Annotated in this window: 15 protein-coding genes; 3 read left to right on the forward strand and 12 right to left on the reverse strand. The window is 66.2% G+C overall.

Annotated features, from left to right (window positions below):
• Positions 1-179: 179 nt before the first annotated feature.
• The 3 genes from DAEP_RS0109330 to DAEP_RS0109340 all read right to left on the reverse strand — a co-directional run bounded on the left by DAEP_RS0109330 (position 180) and on the right by DAEP_RS0109340 (position 3,824).
• Positions 180-2,021: a peptidoglycan -binding protein gene (locus DAEP_RS0109330; protein ID WP_027244464.1), complete on the reverse strand. Its 1,842-nt coding sequence runs from the start codon at positions 2,019-2,021 to the stop codon at positions 180-182.
• Between the two features lie 3 nt (positions 2,022-2,024).
• Positions 2,025-3,215 carry a MotA/TolQ/ExbB proton channel family gene (locus DAEP_RS0109335; RefSeq protein WP_008554739.1) on the reverse strand — a complete coding sequence of 397 codons (1,191 nt, stop codon included), beginning with the start codon at positions 3,213-3,215 and terminating at the stop codon, positions 2,025-2,027.
• Between the two features lie 78 nt (positions 3,216-3,293).
• Complete coding sequence (locus DAEP_RS0109340; RefSeq protein WP_027244465.1) at positions 3,294-3,824, reverse strand: gamma-glutamylcyclotransferase; 531 nt, start codon at positions 3,822-3,824, stop codon at positions 3,294-3,296.
• 67 nt (positions 3,825-3,891) lie between these two features.
• Here DAEP_RS0109340 and DAEP_RS0109345 point away from each other — a divergent pair, with 67 nt between their 5' ends.
• Positions 3,892-4,890 (forward strand): DUF2125 domain-containing protein, encoded by a 999-nt coding sequence (locus DAEP_RS0109345; protein ID WP_027244466.1) that lies wholly within the window; start codon positions 3,892-3,894, stop codon positions 4,888-4,890.
• 99 nt (positions 4,891-4,989) lie between these two features.
• Here the strand turns inward: DAEP_RS0109345 and DAEP_RS0109350 are convergent, their stop codons facing one another.
• From DAEP_RS0109350 to DAEP_RS0109370, 5 genes are all read right to left on the reverse strand, one after another.
• Positions 4,990-5,808, reverse strand: coding sequence for an extensin-like domain-containing protein (locus DAEP_RS0109350; RefSeq protein ID WP_027244467.1), 819 nt, complete (start codon positions 5,806-5,808; stop codon positions 4,990-4,992).
• A complete protein-coding gene (locus DAEP_RS0109355) occupies positions 5,805-6,725 on the reverse strand; it encodes a prephenate/arogenate dehydrogenase family protein (RefSeq protein ID WP_027244468.1) in 921 nt (306 codons plus the stop codon). Before DAEP_RS0109355 ends, DAEP_RS0109350 begins: the two co-directional genes overlap by 4 nt.
• A complete protein-coding gene (hisC, locus tag DAEP_RS0109360) occupies positions 6,722-7,822 on the reverse strand; it encodes a histidinol-phosphate transaminase (protein WP_027244469.1) in 1,101 nt (366 codons plus the stop codon). Before hisC ends, DAEP_RS0109355 begins: the two co-directional genes overlap by 4 nt.
• A 122-nt stretch (positions 7,823-7,944) precedes the next feature.
• Entirely contained in the window at positions 7,945-9,591 is a 1,647-nt protein-coding gene (locus DAEP_RS0109365; protein WP_027244470.1) for a peptidoglycan-binding protein, read from the reverse strand.
• Positions 9,592-9,761: 170 nt separating this feature from the next.
• Entirely contained in the window at positions 9,762-11,186 is a 1,425-nt protein-coding gene (locus DAEP_RS0109370) for an aminotransferase class V-fold PLP-dependent enzyme (RefSeq protein ID WP_027244471.1), read from the reverse strand.
• A 104-nt stretch (positions 11,187-11,290) separates the two neighbouring features.
• Here DAEP_RS0109370 and DAEP_RS0109375 point away from each other — a divergent pair, with 104 nt between their 5' ends.
• Positions 11,291-11,752 (forward strand): Lrp/AsnC family transcriptional regulator, encoded by a 462-nt coding sequence (locus DAEP_RS0109375; protein WP_027244472.1) that lies wholly within the window; start codon positions 11,291-11,293, stop codon positions 11,750-11,752.
• Between the two features lie 44 nt (positions 11,753-11,796).
• On the opposite strand, the gene DAEP_RS0109380 is transcribed toward DAEP_RS0109375, so the two are convergent.
• The 4 genes from DAEP_RS0109380 to DAEP_RS0109395 all read right to left on the reverse strand — a co-directional run bounded on the left by DAEP_RS0109380 (position 11,797) and on the right by DAEP_RS0109395 (position 15,672).
• On the reverse strand, positions 11,797-12,369 hold the full coding sequence (locus DAEP_RS0109380) for a PA14 domain-containing protein (protein WP_027244473.1): 573 nt from the start codon (positions 12,367-12,369) through the stop codon (positions 11,797-11,799).
• A gap of 164 nt (positions 12,370-12,533) precedes the next feature.
• Positions 12,534-13,154 carry a 30S ribosomal protein S4 gene (gene rpsD, locus DAEP_RS0109385; protein WP_008557031.1) on the reverse strand — a complete coding sequence of 207 codons (621 nt, stop codon included), beginning with the start codon at positions 13,152-13,154 and terminating at the stop codon, positions 12,534-12,536.
• A 323-nt stretch (positions 13,155-13,477) separates the two neighbouring features.
• Complete coding sequence (locus tag DAEP_RS0109390; protein WP_027244474.1) at positions 13,478-14,551, reverse strand: Hint domain-containing protein; 1,074 nt, start codon at positions 14,549-14,551, stop codon at positions 13,478-13,480.
• A gap of 203 nt (positions 14,552-14,754) precedes the next feature.
• Positions 14,755-15,672: a LysR substrate-binding domain-containing protein gene (locus DAEP_RS0109395; protein WP_027244475.1), complete on the reverse strand. Its 918-nt coding sequence runs from the start codon at positions 15,670-15,672 to the stop codon at positions 14,755-14,757.
• A 221-nt stretch (positions 15,673-15,893) separates the two neighbouring features.
• Between DAEP_RS0109395 and katG the strand changes: the two genes are divergently transcribed.
• Complete coding sequence (gene katG / locus DAEP_RS0109400) at positions 15,894-18,101, forward strand: catalase/peroxidase HPI (RefSeq protein WP_027244476.1); 2,208 nt, start codon at positions 15,894-15,896, stop codon at positions 18,099-18,101.
• The last annotated feature ends 34 nt before the right edge of the window (positions 18,102-18,135 follow it).

Here is an 18,135-nt window from a genome sequence, read left to right on the forward strand (position 1 = left end):
TTCGCAATAGTATTATAAGAGCCCTACTGCCCGGTGGGGCAGCAACCCGTGCGTAACTAGTAGCTTGTCTCCAATAGTGAAGCGGGTTGCACCTCCCGCCGGCGGCGGCGGCACGGGGCTTTGAGCGGGCTGCGAGCGCCAGCCGCGGCGCGGGGCCGTTCCGCAAAGCTGCGGCCGGATCATTTCTCGGTGAACTTCAGCTCGATCCGCCGGTTCTGGGCGCGGGCCTCCGGCGTGCCGGCAGAGTTCACCGGCTGGTACTCGCCAAAACCATTGGCCGCCAGCCGCGAGGGCGGCACCCCCAGCGCCTCCACCATGTAGCGCACCACCGACAGCGCCCGCCCCTGGCTGAGCTCCCAGTTGTCGTTAAATTTCGGATGCGCGACCAGGGGCGTGTCATCGGTGTGGCCGTCCACCCGGATGATCCAGCTGATCTCCGGCGGGATCGCCGCCACCACGCTTTGCAGGATCGACACCACCTTGGCGATCTCCACCTTGCCCGCGGGCGACAGGGTGGCGCTGCCGGGCGCGAACAGCACCTCGGAGGCAAAGACAAAGCGGTCGCCCTGGATGCGGACGCCTTCCTGGGTGCCCAGAAGGTCGCGCAGGCGGCCAAAGAACTCGGACCGGTAGCGCTCCAGATCCTGTGCCTTGCTGGCCAGCGCCTCGGCTTCGGCTTCCAGCCGCTTGCGCTCCTGTTCCTCCAGCAGCCGCCGCCTGCGCTCCTCTGATGCGGCGCGGGCGAGGGCTGCGTTCAGGTCCTGGCCCAGGTTCTGCAGCTGCACCTGCTGGGCGGCGTCGCGGGTCTGGTAGTCGTCCAGAATGGCCTGCAAGCCCCCCAGCTGCTCGCGCAGGGCTGCCACCTGCTGGTTCAGCAACGCGGTTTCGCGGCGGGCCTCCTCTGACACCGCCTTCTCCTGCGAGAGCGCCTGCCGCGCCTGAGCCAGCAGGGCGGCGCGCTCTTCGGCGCGGCTCATCTGCTCAGCGGCGCCGGCTTGTGCCGTTTCCTGCGCGGCGGCTGCCGCCAGCAGCCGCTGGCGCAGCACGTCCAGCTCGCCGGCCTGGGTTTCCGCTGCGGCCAGCGCCGCCTTGGCCTCTGCCAGCTCTGCCGCCAGCCGTCCGGCCTCGGCATCAGAACCGGCACGGGCGGCCTCCAGCTCCGAGAGCTGCGCATCCAGCTGCTTCTTCGCCGCCTCGGCTGCGGCCAGCAAAGTCAGCGTGTCCTCCGCCTCCTGCCGCTGCGCCTCCAGCGCCAGGGTCATGGCGGTCAGCTCGGCATCTGCGGATTGCAGCTTTTCGCGCAGGGCTTCGGCGGCGGCGGCCTGCACCATCCGGGCCGCTTCCTCGGCGCTCAGCTGCTCCTGAAGGCCCGCGATTTCTTCGGATTTGGCGGCCTCTTCCGTCTTCAGGCTGGCGATCAGCGCTTCCATCGCCTCGCGCTCGGCTGCCGCCAGACGGGCGGCTTCGGTCTGGGCATCTATCTCGCCGCGGGCCTGCGCCAGCGCCAGGTTCAGCGCCTCCTGCTCGCTCAGCAATGTGTCGCGGGCGGCTTCCAGGCTTTGGCGTTCGGCGCTCAGATCCGCCACCCGCGCCTCAGCCGCGTCGCGGCTGGCGATCAGGGCGGCCACCTGCGCCTCGAAACTGGTGATGCGGCTCGCGGCCTCGGCCAGTTCACCGGCCTGGCGGTCGCGTTCGGCGGTCAGCGAGGAGATCAGCCCGCGGGCCTGCGCCAGATCCTGCTCGGCAGTGTTGAGGGTCGAGGTCAGCGCCCCCAGCCGGGCGTTCAGGCGGCTGTTCTCGCGTTCCTCCAGCCCCAGGGCGGAGGCCAGCGCGCTGACTTCGGCCGCCAGCTCATCCAGCTGGCTTTCCTGGCCGGTGATGGTTTCGCGCAGCACAAACTGGACCACCATGAAGATGGTCAGCACGAACATCAGAACCAGCAGCAGCCCGGTCATCGCATCGACAAACCCGGGCCAGATCGAGGCCTGGAACCGCTGTCCTGTGCGCCGGGAAAGGGCCATCGGTTACTCCCCCGCGTCCCGGCCCGGCAGGCCGCCGCGCGAGAGACCGCGCGGGCGGGCAAAGGCCTTGATCATCAGGTCGATGTCCTTGCGCAGCTCGGCCAGGCTTTCCTGGCGGCCTGCGGAAATTTCTTCGAGGATGCGCAGCATCTGCACGTCGATCGAGCGCAGCCGCATCCGGCTTTCGGCGTCGATTGCCCCCTGCTCCCCCTGGGCACGCAGGATTTCGGTCAGGGCCTCCTGCCCGACCGCCACCCGGTCCAGCGCCGCAACGATGGTGCCGGTCTGTTCCTGGCGGCGGTTCATCTCCTGAATGGTGTCCACCAGATCGCCCAGCTTCTGATCCACCGCCGCACGGCCTTCGGAGGTTTCGGCAAACATCGCCTGCAGCGCATCCATCTGTTCGGCCATGTTGTCGAGCACCTGGGACACCACGCCGCTGTCCCCGGCACCGTCCTCGCCGGAGGAGAAGCTCACGCGGGTGATCGAGGAGAGCCATTCCTCCAGCTCGCGGTAGAAGCGGTTCTGGCCATGGCCCGCGAACAGCTCCAAGAGGCCCACGATCAGCGATCCCGCCAGACCCAGGAGCGAGGAGGCAAAGGCCACGCCCATGCCGCCCAGCTGCGCCTCAAGGCCGGTCATCAGGCGGTTGAAGACGGACAGGCCTTCTTCGCCCTCCTGCGGCGCCAGGCTGCGGATGGTGTCAACGACGGCGGGAACGGTGGTGGCCAGGCCATAGAAGGTGCCGAGAAGGCCAAGGAAAATCAGCAGGTTGACGATATACCGGGTGATCTCGCGGTCTTCGTCGATGCGGCTGGCGACCGAATCCAGGATGGAGCGGGTCGAGGCGGAGCCGAGCTGCATCCGGGCGCTGCGCGTTGCCAGGAGCGAGGCCAGCGGCGCCAGTATCGACGGCGGGCGGCGGTGTTCCTGATTGTCGCCGGCGGCAAAGCGTTCGATCCAGCGCACCGAGCCGATAAGCTGTACCACCTGCCAGAAACAGGCCAGCACCCCGATCACGAACACGAACACGATGAAGCCGTTGAGCCAGGGGTTGGCCTGGAACACCGGCAGCACCCGCGGCAGCGCCACAAAGGCGCCAAAGCCCGAGAGCCCAAGTGCGATCAGCATCATGATGATCTGCCGCACCGGCTGGGAGAATTGCGGCCTGGTTTTGCGGTCTGGCTGCGCCATACGTCTTGGCTCCTGACACTTTTGACTGCTCTTATTGCGTTCGCAGCCTATAAGCAAAGTGTCAGAAGCGCCAAGGCTTTATGCGGTGATTTCCCGCACCCGGCCGGCCAGCCAGTCCAGATCGTTGTCATGCAGGCCAATCTCGGCCAGATGCTCGGCGGTGTTGTAGAGGTATTCGGTGTTGGGACCGCGCCCGCCAACCGCATGGGCGATGATCTGCGCCTGCTCCTCAAGGCTGAGACCGCCGCAATACTGCACGTGGTGCGGGTCGATCACATAGGTGACGGCAGTGACCATGGAGCCATCCGCCAGTTCCACCTCCAGATCGCGCTCAAGGTAGGCGGAGGAAATCAGTTCGCGCTCGCGCAGCTCTGCCAGGGTCTGCTCTTCGTGGCCGGCTTCGACCGCCAGCGCGATGCCCTTGCAATGGGCGTCTTTAACGGAGTCCAGCGCCAGCACCAGCCCCGGCTTTTCCTCGCTGCCGCGGTGGTGGATCGAGGACATGCAGAAGGAGCGCGCATAGCCGTGCAGCACCGCAACCTCGCGCCGGGCCACCGGGAAGCCGGGGTTCCAAAGAAGTGATCCGTATCCGAATACCCACATGGTCATGTCGTCTGGCCCTTTTTGCTGCCCCCCTATAAACAGCAATCCTGTTGCGGACAAAAGAGGCTATCCGATGCGTCTGGCAAAACTGCTGATGGCTGCCCTTCTGGTGTGGAGCCTGTACTGGGCGGCGGCGGCCTGGGGGCTGCGCATGGGGATCGAAAGCTGGTTTTCCCAGCAGGAGCGGCAAGGCTGGCAGGCAGAACACTCCGGACTGGAAACCAGCGGCTACCCGCTGCGGCACCAGACCCGGATCAGCCGCCCTGCCCTGGCGGATCCCCGCACCGGCACGGCCTGGCGGGCGGACTGGCTGGAGCTGGACAGCCCAGCCGCATGGCCCGGGCGGCTGGAGCTGCATTTCCCGGCGACGGCGCAGCGGCTGTCCTATTTCGACCGCACCGCGGTGATCACCGCAAAGGGATTGCAGGCGAGCCTGCACCTGAAGCCCGGTGCGGCGCTGGAGCTGGAACAGCTGGCAGCCGTTGCCGGCGACTGGCAGATCGAGCGCGGCGGCGAGACGGTGCTGAGCGGCGCGGCGCTGGACCTGCGCATGGTGCAAACGGACCGCCCCGAGACCTACCGGATCAGCGCCGGCGCCCAGGAGTTTGCGCCGCGCGCGGCCTGGCGGCGGCTGCTGGCGGCCAGCGCGCCGCTGCCGGAGCGGTTCGATACGCTGGCCCTGGAGATGACGGTGGCCTTTGACGCCCCCTGGGACCGGTCAGCGCTGGAGCAGCAGCGGCCGCAGCCGCGCCGGATTGACCTGAAACTGGCCGATGCCCGCTGGGGCGATCTGCGGCTGAAGGCAACCGGCACGCTGACGGTGGACCAAGAGGGGCTGCCCGCGGGGGAAATTGCGCTGCAGGCGGAGAACTGGCGCGGGCTGGTGCTGATGGCCGAGCGCACCGGCGCGCTGCCGCCTGCCCTGCGCGGCACGGTGGAGCGGGTGCTGGGCCTGCTGGCAGAGGCCAGCGGCAATTCCCGCGACCTCGACATCGCCTTGGGATTCCGGGACGGGTATGTGACGCTTGGCCCGCTGCCGCTGGGCCATGCGCCGCGGCTGATCATCCGCTGACCGCGTGCCCGCAAGCAGCCGGCGCGGTGCTGGCTGGTGCGGGTTCCTGCGGGATATTCCGGGCCGGAAGGAGACCGGAAGCCCGGCAGGCCCAGGCCCTTAGCGGCAGTAGGAGCCGCCGCGGTGCCGGGCGATATCCAGGTGGAAGTGGTCCTTGTGGTAACGGTCGGCCTCCGGCCCCAGCACGGTGCCGAAGGGGCCGCAGGCCGCGCGCCAGATCTTCTTCAGCTTCTTGCGCGTCTTGCGCTGTTGCCAGCCGTGCAGGACGGTGACGGTCTCGCCGCTGGCAAGGGTAAAGCCGGAAATGTCGATCGCCCGGCCCCTGCCGTGTTCGGAGATCTTGGCGCCCGGGCGGTTGTTGCGGGTGCGGCAGGCGTAATGGGCCGCGACCCGCAGGCCAACGACCTTGTTGCGGCGCCCGAAGGCGGTTTCGACCTCGCGGTTGATCCAGGTCTTCAGCGCCCGGGCGGTGTTGCAGGTCATCAGCGAGGTCTGGCTGAGGCGGACCCCGGCAATTTCGCGCACCCTGACCGCATCCTTGACGCCGCAGCCGGGCAGCGCTCCGGTGACGCTGCCTGCATCATCCCCCTGAATGTCGATGTCGCCGCAAACCGAGCCCTTGCGCCGCTGGCGGCGCTTGAACAGCACCTGCTCTGACAGGCTGTCCGGGCGCGCGAAGGGCACCAGGGAATCTCCGGGGGCCAGCAGAGGCAGGCCGGCGGGGCGGGCCGCTGCTGCCAGGCGCTGCTCGGATTGCGGCCGGGCGGCCGGGCGCATGCCGGGCACGGGGTCCAAGGCAGCCGCCAGCCCCGCGTCTGCTGCCGGGCGTTCGGGCGGCTCCAGAGAAGCGTCCGGCGTTGCGGCCTGCGCGGCGCCGCCAAACAGGCCCGCCAGGATCAGCACGCCCGCGCGGATCATTTCTTCTGCCCCCGGCCGAAGTCCGGCGCGTCGGTGTCCTGGCCGGCCTCGATGATGCCGCGGCGGATGGCGCGGGTGCGGGTGAAGTAGGCGTGCAGATGCTCCCCGTCGCCGGTGCGGATGGCGCGCTGGAGGGCAAAGAGCTCCTCCGTGAAGCGGCCGAGGATTTCCAGCGTGGCGTCCTTGTTGGTCAGGAACACGTCGCGCCACATGGTGGGGTCCGAGGCCGCGATACGGGTGAAGTCGCGGAAACCGGCGGCGGAATACTTGATCACCTCGCTGTCGGTCACCCGGCGCAGATCGTCTGCGACGCCGACCATGGTGTAGGCGATCAGGTGCGGGGTGTGCGAGGTGACGGCCAGCACCAGGTCGTGGTGGTCGGCGTCCATCTCATCGACATGGGCGCCCATACCCTCCCACAAGGCCCGCAGGCGTGATGTCGCCTCCGGATCGGTGCCCTCGACCGGGACCAGCAGCGACCAGCGGTTGTCGAACAGTTCGGCAAAACCGGATTCGGGGCCGGAATGCTCGGTGCCTGCCAGCGGGTGGGCGGGCACGAAATGCACGCCCTCGGGGATATGCGGCAGCACCGCCTCGATCACGTGGCGCTTGACCGAACCCACGTCAGACACGGTGGCGCCGGGTTTCAGAACCGCTGCGATGTCCTCCATCACCGGCCCCATCGCGCCGACGGGGACGCAGAGCACCACCAGATCGGCGTCCTGCACCGCCTCCTGGGCGCTGTCGCAGACGCGGTCGCACAGGCCGATGCGGCGGGCGGTGTCACGAGTCTCAGCGCTGCGGGCATAGCCGGTGACCTCGCCTGCCAGCCCGGCGCGTTTCATGGCCCAGAACATCGAGGATGCAATCAGGCCCAGGCCGATCAGCGCGACGCGGCCGTAAACTTCCCCGCTCATGCCTGAACCTCTTTGGCCTTGCTCTCTTTGAATGCCTTGACGCCCTGCGCGATGCGGCGGCAGGAGTCTTCGTCGCCGATGGTGATCCGCAGCGCGGCGGGCAGGTTGTAGCCCGCCACCCGGCGCACGATCAGCCCCTGCGCCTGCAGATACAGATCGCAAGCCTCCGCCTCTGCCTGGCTGGAGAACCGGGCCAGGATGAAGTTGGTGCTGGAGACATCCGACGGCACGCCAAGCTCCGCCAGCGCATTTGCCAGCCAAGCACGCCATTTGGCGTTTTCGGCCCGGCAGTAATCCACGTAATCCGTATCGCGCACCGAGGCCTCTGCCCCCGCCAGCGCGGTGCTGGAGACGTTGAAGGGGCCGCGCACCCGGTTCAGCACGTTGATGATCTCCCTGGGGCCGTAGCCCCAGCCGATCCGGGCGCCGCCCAGCCCGTAGATCTTGGAGAAGGTGCGGGTCATGAAGACGTTGCTGCGGGCGCCGATCAGCGCGGCGCCGGCATCAAAGCCCTCGACATATTCGGCATAGGCGCCGTCCAGCACCAGGAGCGCACCATCGGGAATGCCATCTGCCAGCCGCGCCACCTCGGCCTCGCTGATCATGGTGCCGGTGGGGTTGTTGGGGTTGGCGATGAAGACCAGCTTGGTGCGTGCCGTGCAGCCCGCCAGCAGCGCGTCCACGTCGGTGATGCGCTCGCGCTCCTTCACCTCCACCGGGGTGGCACCGGCAGCCAGCGCGCTGATGCGGTACATGGCAAAGCCGTGTTCGGTATAGAGAACTTCATCCCCCGGCCCGGCATAGGCCTGGCACAGGAAAGCGATGATCTCGTCGCTGCCGGCACCGCAGATGATCTGCTCCGGCTCCAGCCCGTGCACCTCGCCGATGGCCTGCCGCAGCGCCGCGTGATCCGAACTGGGATAGCGGTGCATATGGGCGGCCGCCTCCTGCATCGCCTGAATTGCGCGCGGGCTGGGGCCAAAGGGGTTCTCGTTCGAGGAGAGCTTCACAACATTGCTCACCCCTTTCACATGGGCAGCCCCGCCCTGATAGAGGGCGATGTCCATGATACCGGGCTGCGGTGTGAGTTGGGTCATAATACGGGCTCCTTAATTCCAACCCGTCATAACGGCCCAAACGCGGACGGGGAAGCACCAAGATGACGCTTCCCCCTTGCTGCCGCCCCCCAGCGGCAGTCTGCCCCGGCCGCATGCGCGCGTCAGTGCGCGGCTGCAGCCTTGGGCATTTTACGCTTGGCTTCGGCCATGATGATCTTCTGCATCTGCTTGCGCAGTTCCATGTCCTTGCGCATCGCCTCGTTGGCCTGCTTCTGCATGGTGGAGGCTGACTGCGAGCCGTCCGCGCCGGCCAGCGCCTCACCCGCGTATTTGCTGAGCGTCTTGCCGGAGATCTGCTTGGCAATCTCGCCATAGATGGCGTCGCCGTGCAGCTTGATGAAATCCTCCGTCGCCTTGGTGCCGTATTTGGCAATCAGGTCCTTCTTGACCGCGCCTTCCATGGCGGCGGGCGCCAGCGTGGTCTTGAGGAATTTTTCGGCGGCGCCGGTGAAGCCGGAAGAGAATGCCTCCAGCGCCTTGCCGGCGCCTGCGGACATGATCCCCGCGGTCAGGATCTTGGCGATGCTTTCCTTGATTTCCTTGGTGTTAGGCGGGCGGCCCTTTTCGATCAGGGGTTTGGCGAGGCCGATGGTTTCCTTCAAGGCCTCCGTCACCATGGCTTCGCCGGCCTTGGATTTCAGGAATTTCTCGAAGAAAGCCTTCACTGCCTTCTTGGGCATTTCGCGCGACAGCCTGGAGGCCGCGGCCTTGGCCAGGTCATCGGCAAGGCCTGCGGACAGCTTGGCGGTCAGCTTGCCGCCGGCCGCCCCCGCCAGGCCCGCGATGAAGCTGTCGATGAACACCTTCTTGGCGGCGCCGTCCCAGGTGACGGTGTTGCCCGCCAGATGCTCGCCGAGCTGGCCCGCGCTGGATTTCAGCGCCTCGGTGCTGGCGGCGGCGATGGCGTGGGCCTTGGCGGGCGACATGCCCTTGGTCGCCACCAGGCGGGCGGTCATGTAGGTTTCGACCACGGCAAACGAGACCTCGCGCACGACCTCCAGCTTCCAGACGATGGCGCCGGCGGTGCTGATGCGCTGGTCGATGAACTTCTTGAACGCCTTGCCGCCGGTGTTATAGGCCTTGGTTGCCTTCACATCCTGTTTGTAAACCTTCTTCCAGTCCGGCTTTTTCTTGCTGGTCAAGGTCTTGAGAAAACTCGCCTCGGAGCGGGCGTTCAGGATCGGGGTCCACGGCGGATCGGTCTTGTCGTTGACCACGCTGACGGCGAATTCGGTCAGCGCGTTCAGGAAGGTCTCGTTGCCCTGGCGGGTGTGTTCCACATCGTTGCAGAAATCGACCCAGGATTCCGCCTGGCCGTACATCATTTCCGCCTTGGCCAGCAGCTTGCGGCGCAGTTCTTCCTGCCCGGCTTCAAACTCGGCCACGGTGATCAGCTTGGTCTTGCCGTTTTCGACCACCTCGACGCGTTCCACCTTGGTGTCGGCGGCGTGCATCGCGGCCAGTTTGGGCAGGCCCGCATTCCAGGTGCGCATACCGGGATCGACGATGCCGTCGGGCTTCTTGAAGCCCAGTTTCTTCTTCTGGAAATCGCGGATCATGGTGATCAGCCCGGCATCGCATTTGGTGCTGATCTCGACGGAATAGCCGTTTGCCTTGAGCATCAGGCGGACGAGTTCGACATCCGCGGGCGCGTTTTTCACCGGCTTGAATTTGCTTTCGCCGGTCTTGGGGTCCGGCTTGGTAATCCGTTTCTTGTCGCCAACGGGGGCAGAAAGCTTGAGAGCCATGGCCTCGCTCCAACCAATTAACTACTGGGTAAAGCGTGCCATGCCGGGCGGGTGCGGTCGCGGGGGATTTGGGATAGACATTCCCCTTTAAATGACGGGGCCGACTGCCTACATTTCACAAGCATGTGAGGTGCTTCCCCGATGCGGGAAAGCATCCCGTCCGGATGCCCTTAGGCGGCCTGCGCTTTGAAGCGCGCGGTTTGCGGATCGGCGTTGTAACGGGCTGCGATCTCCCCGGCCTTCATTGTCAGGTCATTGACGCAATTGATGATGTACTGCGCTGTCTCATCCTCCATCAGGTAGGAGAAGTTGAGCCGGACCCAGCCGGGTTTCTTCATCTCCTCCCCCGCCTGCAGGTCGGCAAACAGGGTTTCCGATTCCGGATGACTGATGCCCAGCAGACGGTGCGCGTAGGGGCCTGCGCAGGCACAGCCGCCGCGGGCCTGGATGCCGTAGACGTCGCTCAGCATCCGGGTGAACAGCTGCTGATGGACCGGCTTGCCTGCCGCGTCCGTCACCAGGAAGGAGAAGATCGGCAGCCGGTGCGCTTCGCGGTGGCCAAGGATGCGCAGGCGCGGGTTGGACAGCCAGCCGTCCCAGGCCATTTGTGCAAACCTGGCTTCGCGGGCTTCGATCTGCTGCTGGCCCACGGCCTCCTTAACCAGAAACGCCAGGGCCGCGCGGATGTCGCCGATCACGTTGGGGGTGCCGGCCTCCTCGCGGGCGGCCAGGTCCTGGCTGTATTCATGGCGCCAGGGGGAGACGAAGCTGACGGTGCCGCCGCCGGGCCAAGACGGGCAGCGGCGGCGGACAGCGGACTGGTTGACGATCAGCACGCCAGAAGCGCCGGGACCGCCCGGGAACTTGTGCGGTGAGACGACAACGGCGTCCTTGCGCGCCGCGCCGCCCGCGCCCATGTCAACCGGCAGATAGGGACCGCCGCCGGCATAGTCCCAGACCGACAGCGCGCCATGGGCGTGCAGCAGGTGGCTGATGGGATCGGGATCGGTCACGATGCCGGTCACGTTGGAGGCCGCAGAGAAGCTGCCGATTTTCAGATCGCTGGCCGCGTGCTGTCTCAAGGCCAGTTCCAGCACCGCCAGATCCGGACCGCCCTCTGCCGCTTCGGGGATCTCGACCACCTCGGCCTTGCTCTCGCGCCAGGGCAGAATGTTGGAGTGATGCTCATACGGGCCGATGAAGACGACCGGGCGGGCGGCCTCGTTGACACCGAACAGGCTCACCAGCCGGTTGAGGCCCGCGGTGGCGCCCGAGCCGGTGAAGATCACCGCATCCTGTGCCGTGGCGCCGGTGAGGCGGGCAATCTCGCTGCGCGCCTCGCGGCGCAGCCGGGTCATCTGGGTGCCGCAGTACGACGCCTCGGTATGGGAGTTGGCGTAGAAGGGCAGCACCTGGGCGGCCACGAAATCCTCCACCTGGCGCAGGGCGCGGCCGGAGGCGACGTAGTCGGCATAGACCAGCGGCACATCGCCATCGAGACCGGGGATCATCACCCCGTCGCCAATCACGCTGCGGCCAAGGGTTCCGTCCTGTGCGGCCTGCCGGATTGTCTGTTTGAATGCTGCCAGGGTCATGTCGCGCCTCCGAAATCAGTGAGACCACTATGAACGGGAATTTGCGAGATAACTTTATCAATTACTGAGTGGATTGACCCATTTTTGTGTCATATGATCCAATCATGACCAAATCGGCAGATCAAATTGACCGCGCGATCCTGAAGGCCCTGCAACAGGACGCCAGCCTGTCGCAGCGCGAGCTGGCCGACAAGGTGGGGCTGTCGCAGAATGCCTGCTGGCGGCGGCTGAAGGCGCTGAACGAGAGCGGGCTGCTGAGGGGCTCCACCGCGCGGCTGGACCGCAAGCAGCTGGGGCTGGATCTGGTGGTGTTCGTGCTGCTGCGCACCCGGCACCATTCGGCGGAGTGGCTGCAAAAGTTCCGCCGCCATGTGCTGACGATCCCGGAGGTGGTGGATTTCCACCGGATCGGCGGCGATTACGATTATCAGCTGAAAGTGGTGACCGAGGACATGGCCAGCTATGACAAAGTCTATCAGCGGCTGATCTCGGGCGTGGAGCTGGACAGCGTGACCTCCTATTTCGCGATGGAAGCCATCGCAGAAGACCGCCCGCTGCCCTTATAGGAATACAGGCAGGGGAACAGCCCCCTGCCCCGCAGCCCAGGGTGTCAGTGACCGAAGGCGCTGTCCTTCATCCATTTCGGGCGCTTGCCGTCCGGCCCCATGCGCATGTGCAGGCAGGCGGTGCCAAGGCGCTGGAAATACAGGATATCAACCGGATACCAGCCGGCCGAGGGCACCTCGACCTGGGTCATGATGGTGCTGTCGCAGGACTGGCGGCCGTCGAATTCGCCCACGGTCTGGCCGCCGATATTGGCCCGCAGGCCGTCGTTGGTCAGGAAGTCGATATTGTGGATGCCGGGCTGGTCGAACTTCACGTAGCCCGTGATTCTGGCCGCCACATGCATCGGCCGCTTGGCGGTCAGGGTGTTCTGCCCCTCTTCGGTGTCGCGGTTGTCCAGCCCGGCAATCGGGCGGCCCGGCTCGCTGCCGGTCTTCAGCGCGGAGGAGGCTTCGGCCAGTGTTTTCACGTCCTGCGGGTAGGCGTAGACCACCGCGAGACCGGGCTTGACGCCAGAGGGCTGCGGATTTGCGGGTGTGAGTTTCAGTGGTGCCGCGCCTGCCGCTGCCGCCAGAACCGTAAGCGCCGCCGCGGCAGCCGCCTTCATCATCAACTTCATGGGTCACTCCCTGTCGCTTTTCGGACAGGATAGTACCAATGATGCCGCCGGACCACAGCTTTCCTTGCTGTCGCGCCGGGCGGCTGCGGCAAGGCGGCCGCGCCACAGAAAAAGGGCTGCCCGTGTGGACAGCCCTTCCGCCAGTTGCCCTGAAGGCAGCAGGCTTAGTTCTTGGCGTAGAATTCGACGACCAGGTTCGGTTCCATGATCACCGGATACGGCACGTCGCCCAGCGCCGGGGTGCGCACGAAGGTTGCGGTCATCTTGGAGTGGTCGGCTTCGATGTAATCCGGCACATCGCGCTCAGCCAGCTGGACGGCTTCCAGAACGGCAACCATCTGCTTGGATTTGTCGCGGACCTCGATCACGTCGCCTTCTTTGACGCGGTAGGAGGGGATGTTCACGCGCTTGCCGTTGACCAGGACGTGGCCGTGGTTGACGAACTGGCGGGCCGCAAAGACGGTCGGCACGAACTTGGCGCGGTAAACGACGGCGTCCAGGCGGCGCTCCAGCAGGCCGATCAGGTTTTCACCGGTGTCGCCCTTCACACGCTCGGCTTCGCCATAGATGCGGCGGAACTGCTTTTCGGTCAGATCGCCGTAGTAGCCTTTCAGCTTCTGCTTGGCGCGCAGCTGGATGCCGAAGTCGGACAGCTTGCCCTTGCGGCGCTGGCCGTGCTGGCCCGGGCCGTAGTCGCGGCGGTTGACCGGGGATTTCGGACGGCCCCAGATGTTTTCGCCCATGCGGCGGTCGATTTTGTACTTGGCAGACGTGCGTTTGGTCACGGCTGATCTCCTTCTTAAGTGGCATTGCAGCTATTCCGGAAACCGGTTCCCACCTTTCGGGCTGCAATCGCGTCTGCCACTGCACCGTCCGTGTTCACCTGTTCCAGGAGACCTGCAACAATCGAAGGGCGTTGTCCTCTTGCTCCGCATCCAGGATCCGGGCATGACAGGCATCCCCTTGCGGGGGCCACCAACACCAATGAAGCCGCGCTTATATCGGGGTTCGGGGCGGAGTCAACACGGCTGCGCCCGAATGATGCGAAAATCTGCATCCGCCGCGGGCCAGGCCGCCGCATGGTCCCCTGCCCGCCCAGGCAAAGGCGTCAGGCAGCCTCGTGCCGCAGGATCGCCGCCTCGGACGGGCTGAGGCTGCGGCGGGCATAGGCGCCATAGGAGAGCGGGTCGTGCTCCAGCTCCGGGTGCAGGCGGAGCAGCCTTTCCCTGTCCGAGCCGCTCAGCGCCGTGAGCGAGGCACTGGACGGGTGGAAGCTGTCGGTTTCCACGCCATTGGCCCAGAGCACCTGATGGCTGGCCAGCATCAGGTGGATATAGGTGACTTCGCGCACCGAGGCATCGGGCAGGATTGTGCGGCCATCGACCAGATCGCCAGCAGCCACCAGCACCTCGGGCGTGTTGAACAGCGCCTGCACATGCGCGCCGCGCAGCAGCATCCGGTGATCGGGAGAGACCAGCAGTTCCTGCTCCGGCCGGCCGAGCCCCAAGGCGCCTGCGTGAATCCGAACCGGGCGCAGCTGCGGCATTACATACAGGCGCGCACCGGTGATCCGGCGGGAGCCGATCCACAGGATCTCCTGCGCGCCGCTGTCGCGGGTCTGGACCTTATCGCCTTCGCGCAGCTGTTCCACCGGTTGCGGCCCTCCGAGGGTTGCAATCAGCGTGCCAGGGGTAAAGCAGATGACGCCGCCTTCGCCCTCGGGTCCGCCGCCGGGCCGGGCTGAGCGCGCGGTGCCAAGCGCGTGATGCACCACCCACAGGTCGGTGCCGCGCGGGGGCAATTCGCCGGCAAACATCACCAGCGGGCGCTGGCCCGGGCCGGTGTCAATCAGGGTTGCCGTGAAACTCTGCACGCCGTTGGTCACGACGAAACTGCTGTCCGGCAGCGGCCCGTCAGCCTCCGCCTTGCCGGCACCGGTCCGGTCCTGGAGCGCCGCGCCGACCAGCCGGCGCACCGACCGCGCCGCGCGGCGGCGCATTTCTGCATCGCCGTTTGCCATATCCAGCCGCGACGGCCTGGCCGGCCCGTCCACCCGCACGGCATCGCCATGCCAGGACCAGGCCGCGCCCGTATTCAGCGCGTCCACCGGCGCGGCCGGAAGGCCGTCGATCTCGGTTTGCGACCAGGACATAACAAACGTGCCGTGAAAGCCCGTTTTCATCTGCCTGTATGCCCGCTTCAGTGTATTATTTTTTACGGAACGTTAACGCAGTGTCCTCAATGCGGAAACTGCGATGCCGTTGAAAGGCCTGTGAACGTGCCCTTTGCGCACCAATCTTCATTGGGTTGCAGCCGGTCTTCGCCGCTCAATCAGCGGAGCGCAAAGGCGGCGGGCGTGCGCATGAAAGACACCCCCTCTTCGGCTCAGTTCATCGGGCTGTAGCTGGCCCGCAAGGCATCGGCGGCTTGGCGCACCACCTCGGCGACCTGCATCAGCTGCCGCGCCAGCGGGTTGCTGCGGCGCCAGATCATGCCGATGGTGCGGGCGGGCTGCGGGTCGCGGAAGCGCGCCACCGACACCACCGCCGAGCGGGTTTCGACCGGCACCGCCATTTCGGGAATAAGCGTCACACCGATGCCTGCGCTGACCATCTGCACCAGCGTCGACAGGGAGCTGCCGTCCAAAAGCTCGCGCGGGGCCGCCGATTGCATGTTGCAGAACGACAGCGCCTGATCGCGGAAGCAGTGCCCCTCCTCCAGCAGCAGCAGACGCATTTCGCGCAAGCCCTCGGGGCCCGGAACCGGCTTGCCGCTGTCCTCCCCCGGGCGCACCAGAACGAAGTCCTCCGAAAACAGCGGCACTTCCTCGAACGCAGGCTCAGAGACCGGCAGTGCCACGATGGCGGTGTCCAGACGCCCCTCCCCCAGTTCCTTCAGCAGTTTGGGGGTCACGGTTTCGCGCACCCGGATGTCGGCCTCCGGATACTGGCGGGTCAGCGTGCCGACGATGGAGGGCAGAAGATAGGGCGCGATGGTGGGAATCACCCCGATCCGCAGCCGCCCGGCCAGCCCCTCGCGCGAGGCGCGGGCCAGCTCGCCCAGCTCATCCACCGAGCGCAGGATGCCGCGCACCCGCATGGCCAGATCCTCGCCAAAGCTGGTCAGGCGCACCTGGCGCGCCCCGCGTTCCACCAGCTGCACCCCCAGCACGTCCTCCAATTCCTTGATCTGAACCGACAAAGCGGGCTGCGACACCGCGCAGGTCTCTGCCGCGCGGCCGAAATGGCGGTGCTGGGCCAGCGCTTCGAAATAGCGCATCTGGCGAAGGGTCACATTTATCATAGGATTTGCTTATCACTGCGATGAATAAATGCAACTTAATCCAATGAGTATCCTCTGCTAGCCTCACCTCACGAAGACAGGGAAAACCGGCAGCAGCTTTACCGCGCGCGCAGCCTCATGGCGGGGCTGCCTCAGCGCGCTGGCCCGGAGCCGCCGAACGGGTCCCGGGGCGCTTCTGCCGCGTAGCGCGTCAACAATTGCAGCCACGATCGGAGACAAAAATGGACGGAAATACTCCCCAAGGAAAATGCCCGGTGTTTCACGGCGCTGCCGCATCCGGCGGCACCACCAACAAGCATTGGTGGCCTAACCTCTTGAACCTGAAGGTCCTGCACCAGCATTCGCCTGCCTCGAACCCGATGGGGGCTGATTTCAACTATGCCGAAGAGTTCAAGAAGCTGGACCTGAAGGCGGTGAAGCAGGATCTCTACGCGCTGATGACCGACAGCCAGGACTGGTGGCCTGCGGACTATGGCCATTACGGGCCGCTGTTCATCCGCATGGCCTGGCACAGTGCCGGCACCTACCGCACCGCCGACGGGCGCGGCGGCGGCGGCACTGGCAGCCAGCGCTTTGCGCCGCTGAACAGCTGGCCGGACAATGGCAACCTGGACAAGGCGCGCCGCCTGCTGTGGCCGATCAAGCGGAAATACGGCAACAAGATCTCCTGGGGGGACCTGATGATCCTGGCGGGCAACTGCGCCATTGAATCGATGGGCGGCCCGGTGTTCGGCTTTGGCGGCGGCCGCGCGGATGTGTGGGAGCCGGAGGAAGACGTCTATTGGGGGGCGGAGACCGAATGGCTGGCCACCAGCGACCAGCCCAACAGCCGCTATTCCGGCGAGCGCGACCTGGCCAACCCGCTGGCAGCGGTGCAGATGGGTCTGATCTACGTGAACCCGGAAGGCCCGGACGGCAACCCGGACCCGGTCGCCTCGGGCAAGGATGTGCGCGAGACCTTCAGCCGCATGGGCATGAATGACGAGGAAACCGTGGCGCTGGTGGCCGGCGGCCACACCTTCGGCAAGGCGCATGGCGCCGGCGATCCCGGGCTGGTCAGCACCGAGCCGGAAGGCGCAGACATTGAGCATATGGGGCTGGGCTGGCTGAACTCGCATGGCAGCGGGAACGCGGCTGACACCACCACCTCCGGCATTGAAGGCGCCTGGAAGCCCAACCCGACCCGGTGGGACATGGGGTATTTCGACGTGCTGTTCGGCTATGAGTGGAAACTGGTCAAGAGCCCGGCCGGTGCGAACCAGTGGCAGGCGCAGGACGTGAGGCCCGAGCATATGGTGGTGGATGCCCATGACCCCGGCAAGACGCACCCGCCGATGATGACCACCGCCGATATGTCGATGCGGATGGATCCGGAGTATGAGAAAATCTCGCGCGGCTTCCACGCCAACCCGGAGAAATTCGCTGACGCCTTTGCCCGCGCCTGGTTCAAGCTGTGCCACCGCGACATGGGGCCGAAGTCGCGCTATCTGGGCGATGAGGTGCCGGCGGAGGATCTGATCTGGCAGGACCCGGTGCCGCCGGTGGATCACGCGCTGGTGGAAACGGATGACGTTGCCAGCCTCAAGGCCAAGGTGCTGGCCTCCGGGCTTACGGTGCCGGAACTGGTCTCCACCGCCTGGGCCTCGGCCTCGACCTTCCGCGGCTCCGACATGCGCGGCGGCGCCAATGGCGCGCGCATCCGGCTGGAGCCGCAGAAGAGCTGGGAGGTGAACGAGCCTGAAAAGCTGGCCAGGGTGCTGAAGGTTCTGGAAGGCATCCAGAGCGATTTCAACGGGAGCGCATCCGGCGGCAAGAAGATCTCGATGGCCGATCTGATCGTGCTGGCGGGCGGCGCCGCGGTGGAAGAGGCTGCCAAGGCCGCTGGCCATCCGGTCGAGGTGCCGTTTACGCCGGGCCGGACGGATGCCAGCCAGGAGCAAACCGACATCGAGGGTTTTGCCGTGCTGGAGCCGGAGGCCGATGGCTTCCGCAACTACCGCAAGGCGGACTACAGCATTCCGGCCGAGAAGATGCTGGTGGACCGGGCGCAGCTCCTGACCCTCAGCGCGCCGGAGATGACGGCGCTGATTGGCGGCCTGCGGGTGCTGGGGGCCAACCACGGCGGCGCGGCGCATGGGGTGTTCACGGATCGGGCCGGCACGCTCAGCACGGATTTCTTCACCAACATCCTGGACATGGGCGTGCAGTGGAAACCGGCCGGCGACGGCACCTACGAGGGCCGCGACCGCGCCAGCGGCGAAGTGAAATGGACCGCCACCCGCGCCGATCTGGTGTTCGGCTCCAACTCGCAGCTGCGGGCGCTGGCCGAGGTCTATGCGCAGGATGACTTCAAAGACGCGTTTGTGCAGGACTTCGTGGCGGCCTGGGTCAAGGTGATGAACGCAGACCGGTTTGATCTGGCAGCGTAAGGGCTGCGGAAATTGAAAAAGGAGGCGCTCCGCG

The organism is Leisingera daeponensis DSM 23529 (assembly GCF_000473145.1).
Taxonomy (GTDB): domain Bacteria; phylum Pseudomonadota; class Alphaproteobacteria; order Rhodobacterales; family Rhodobacteraceae; genus Leisingera; species Leisingera daeponensis.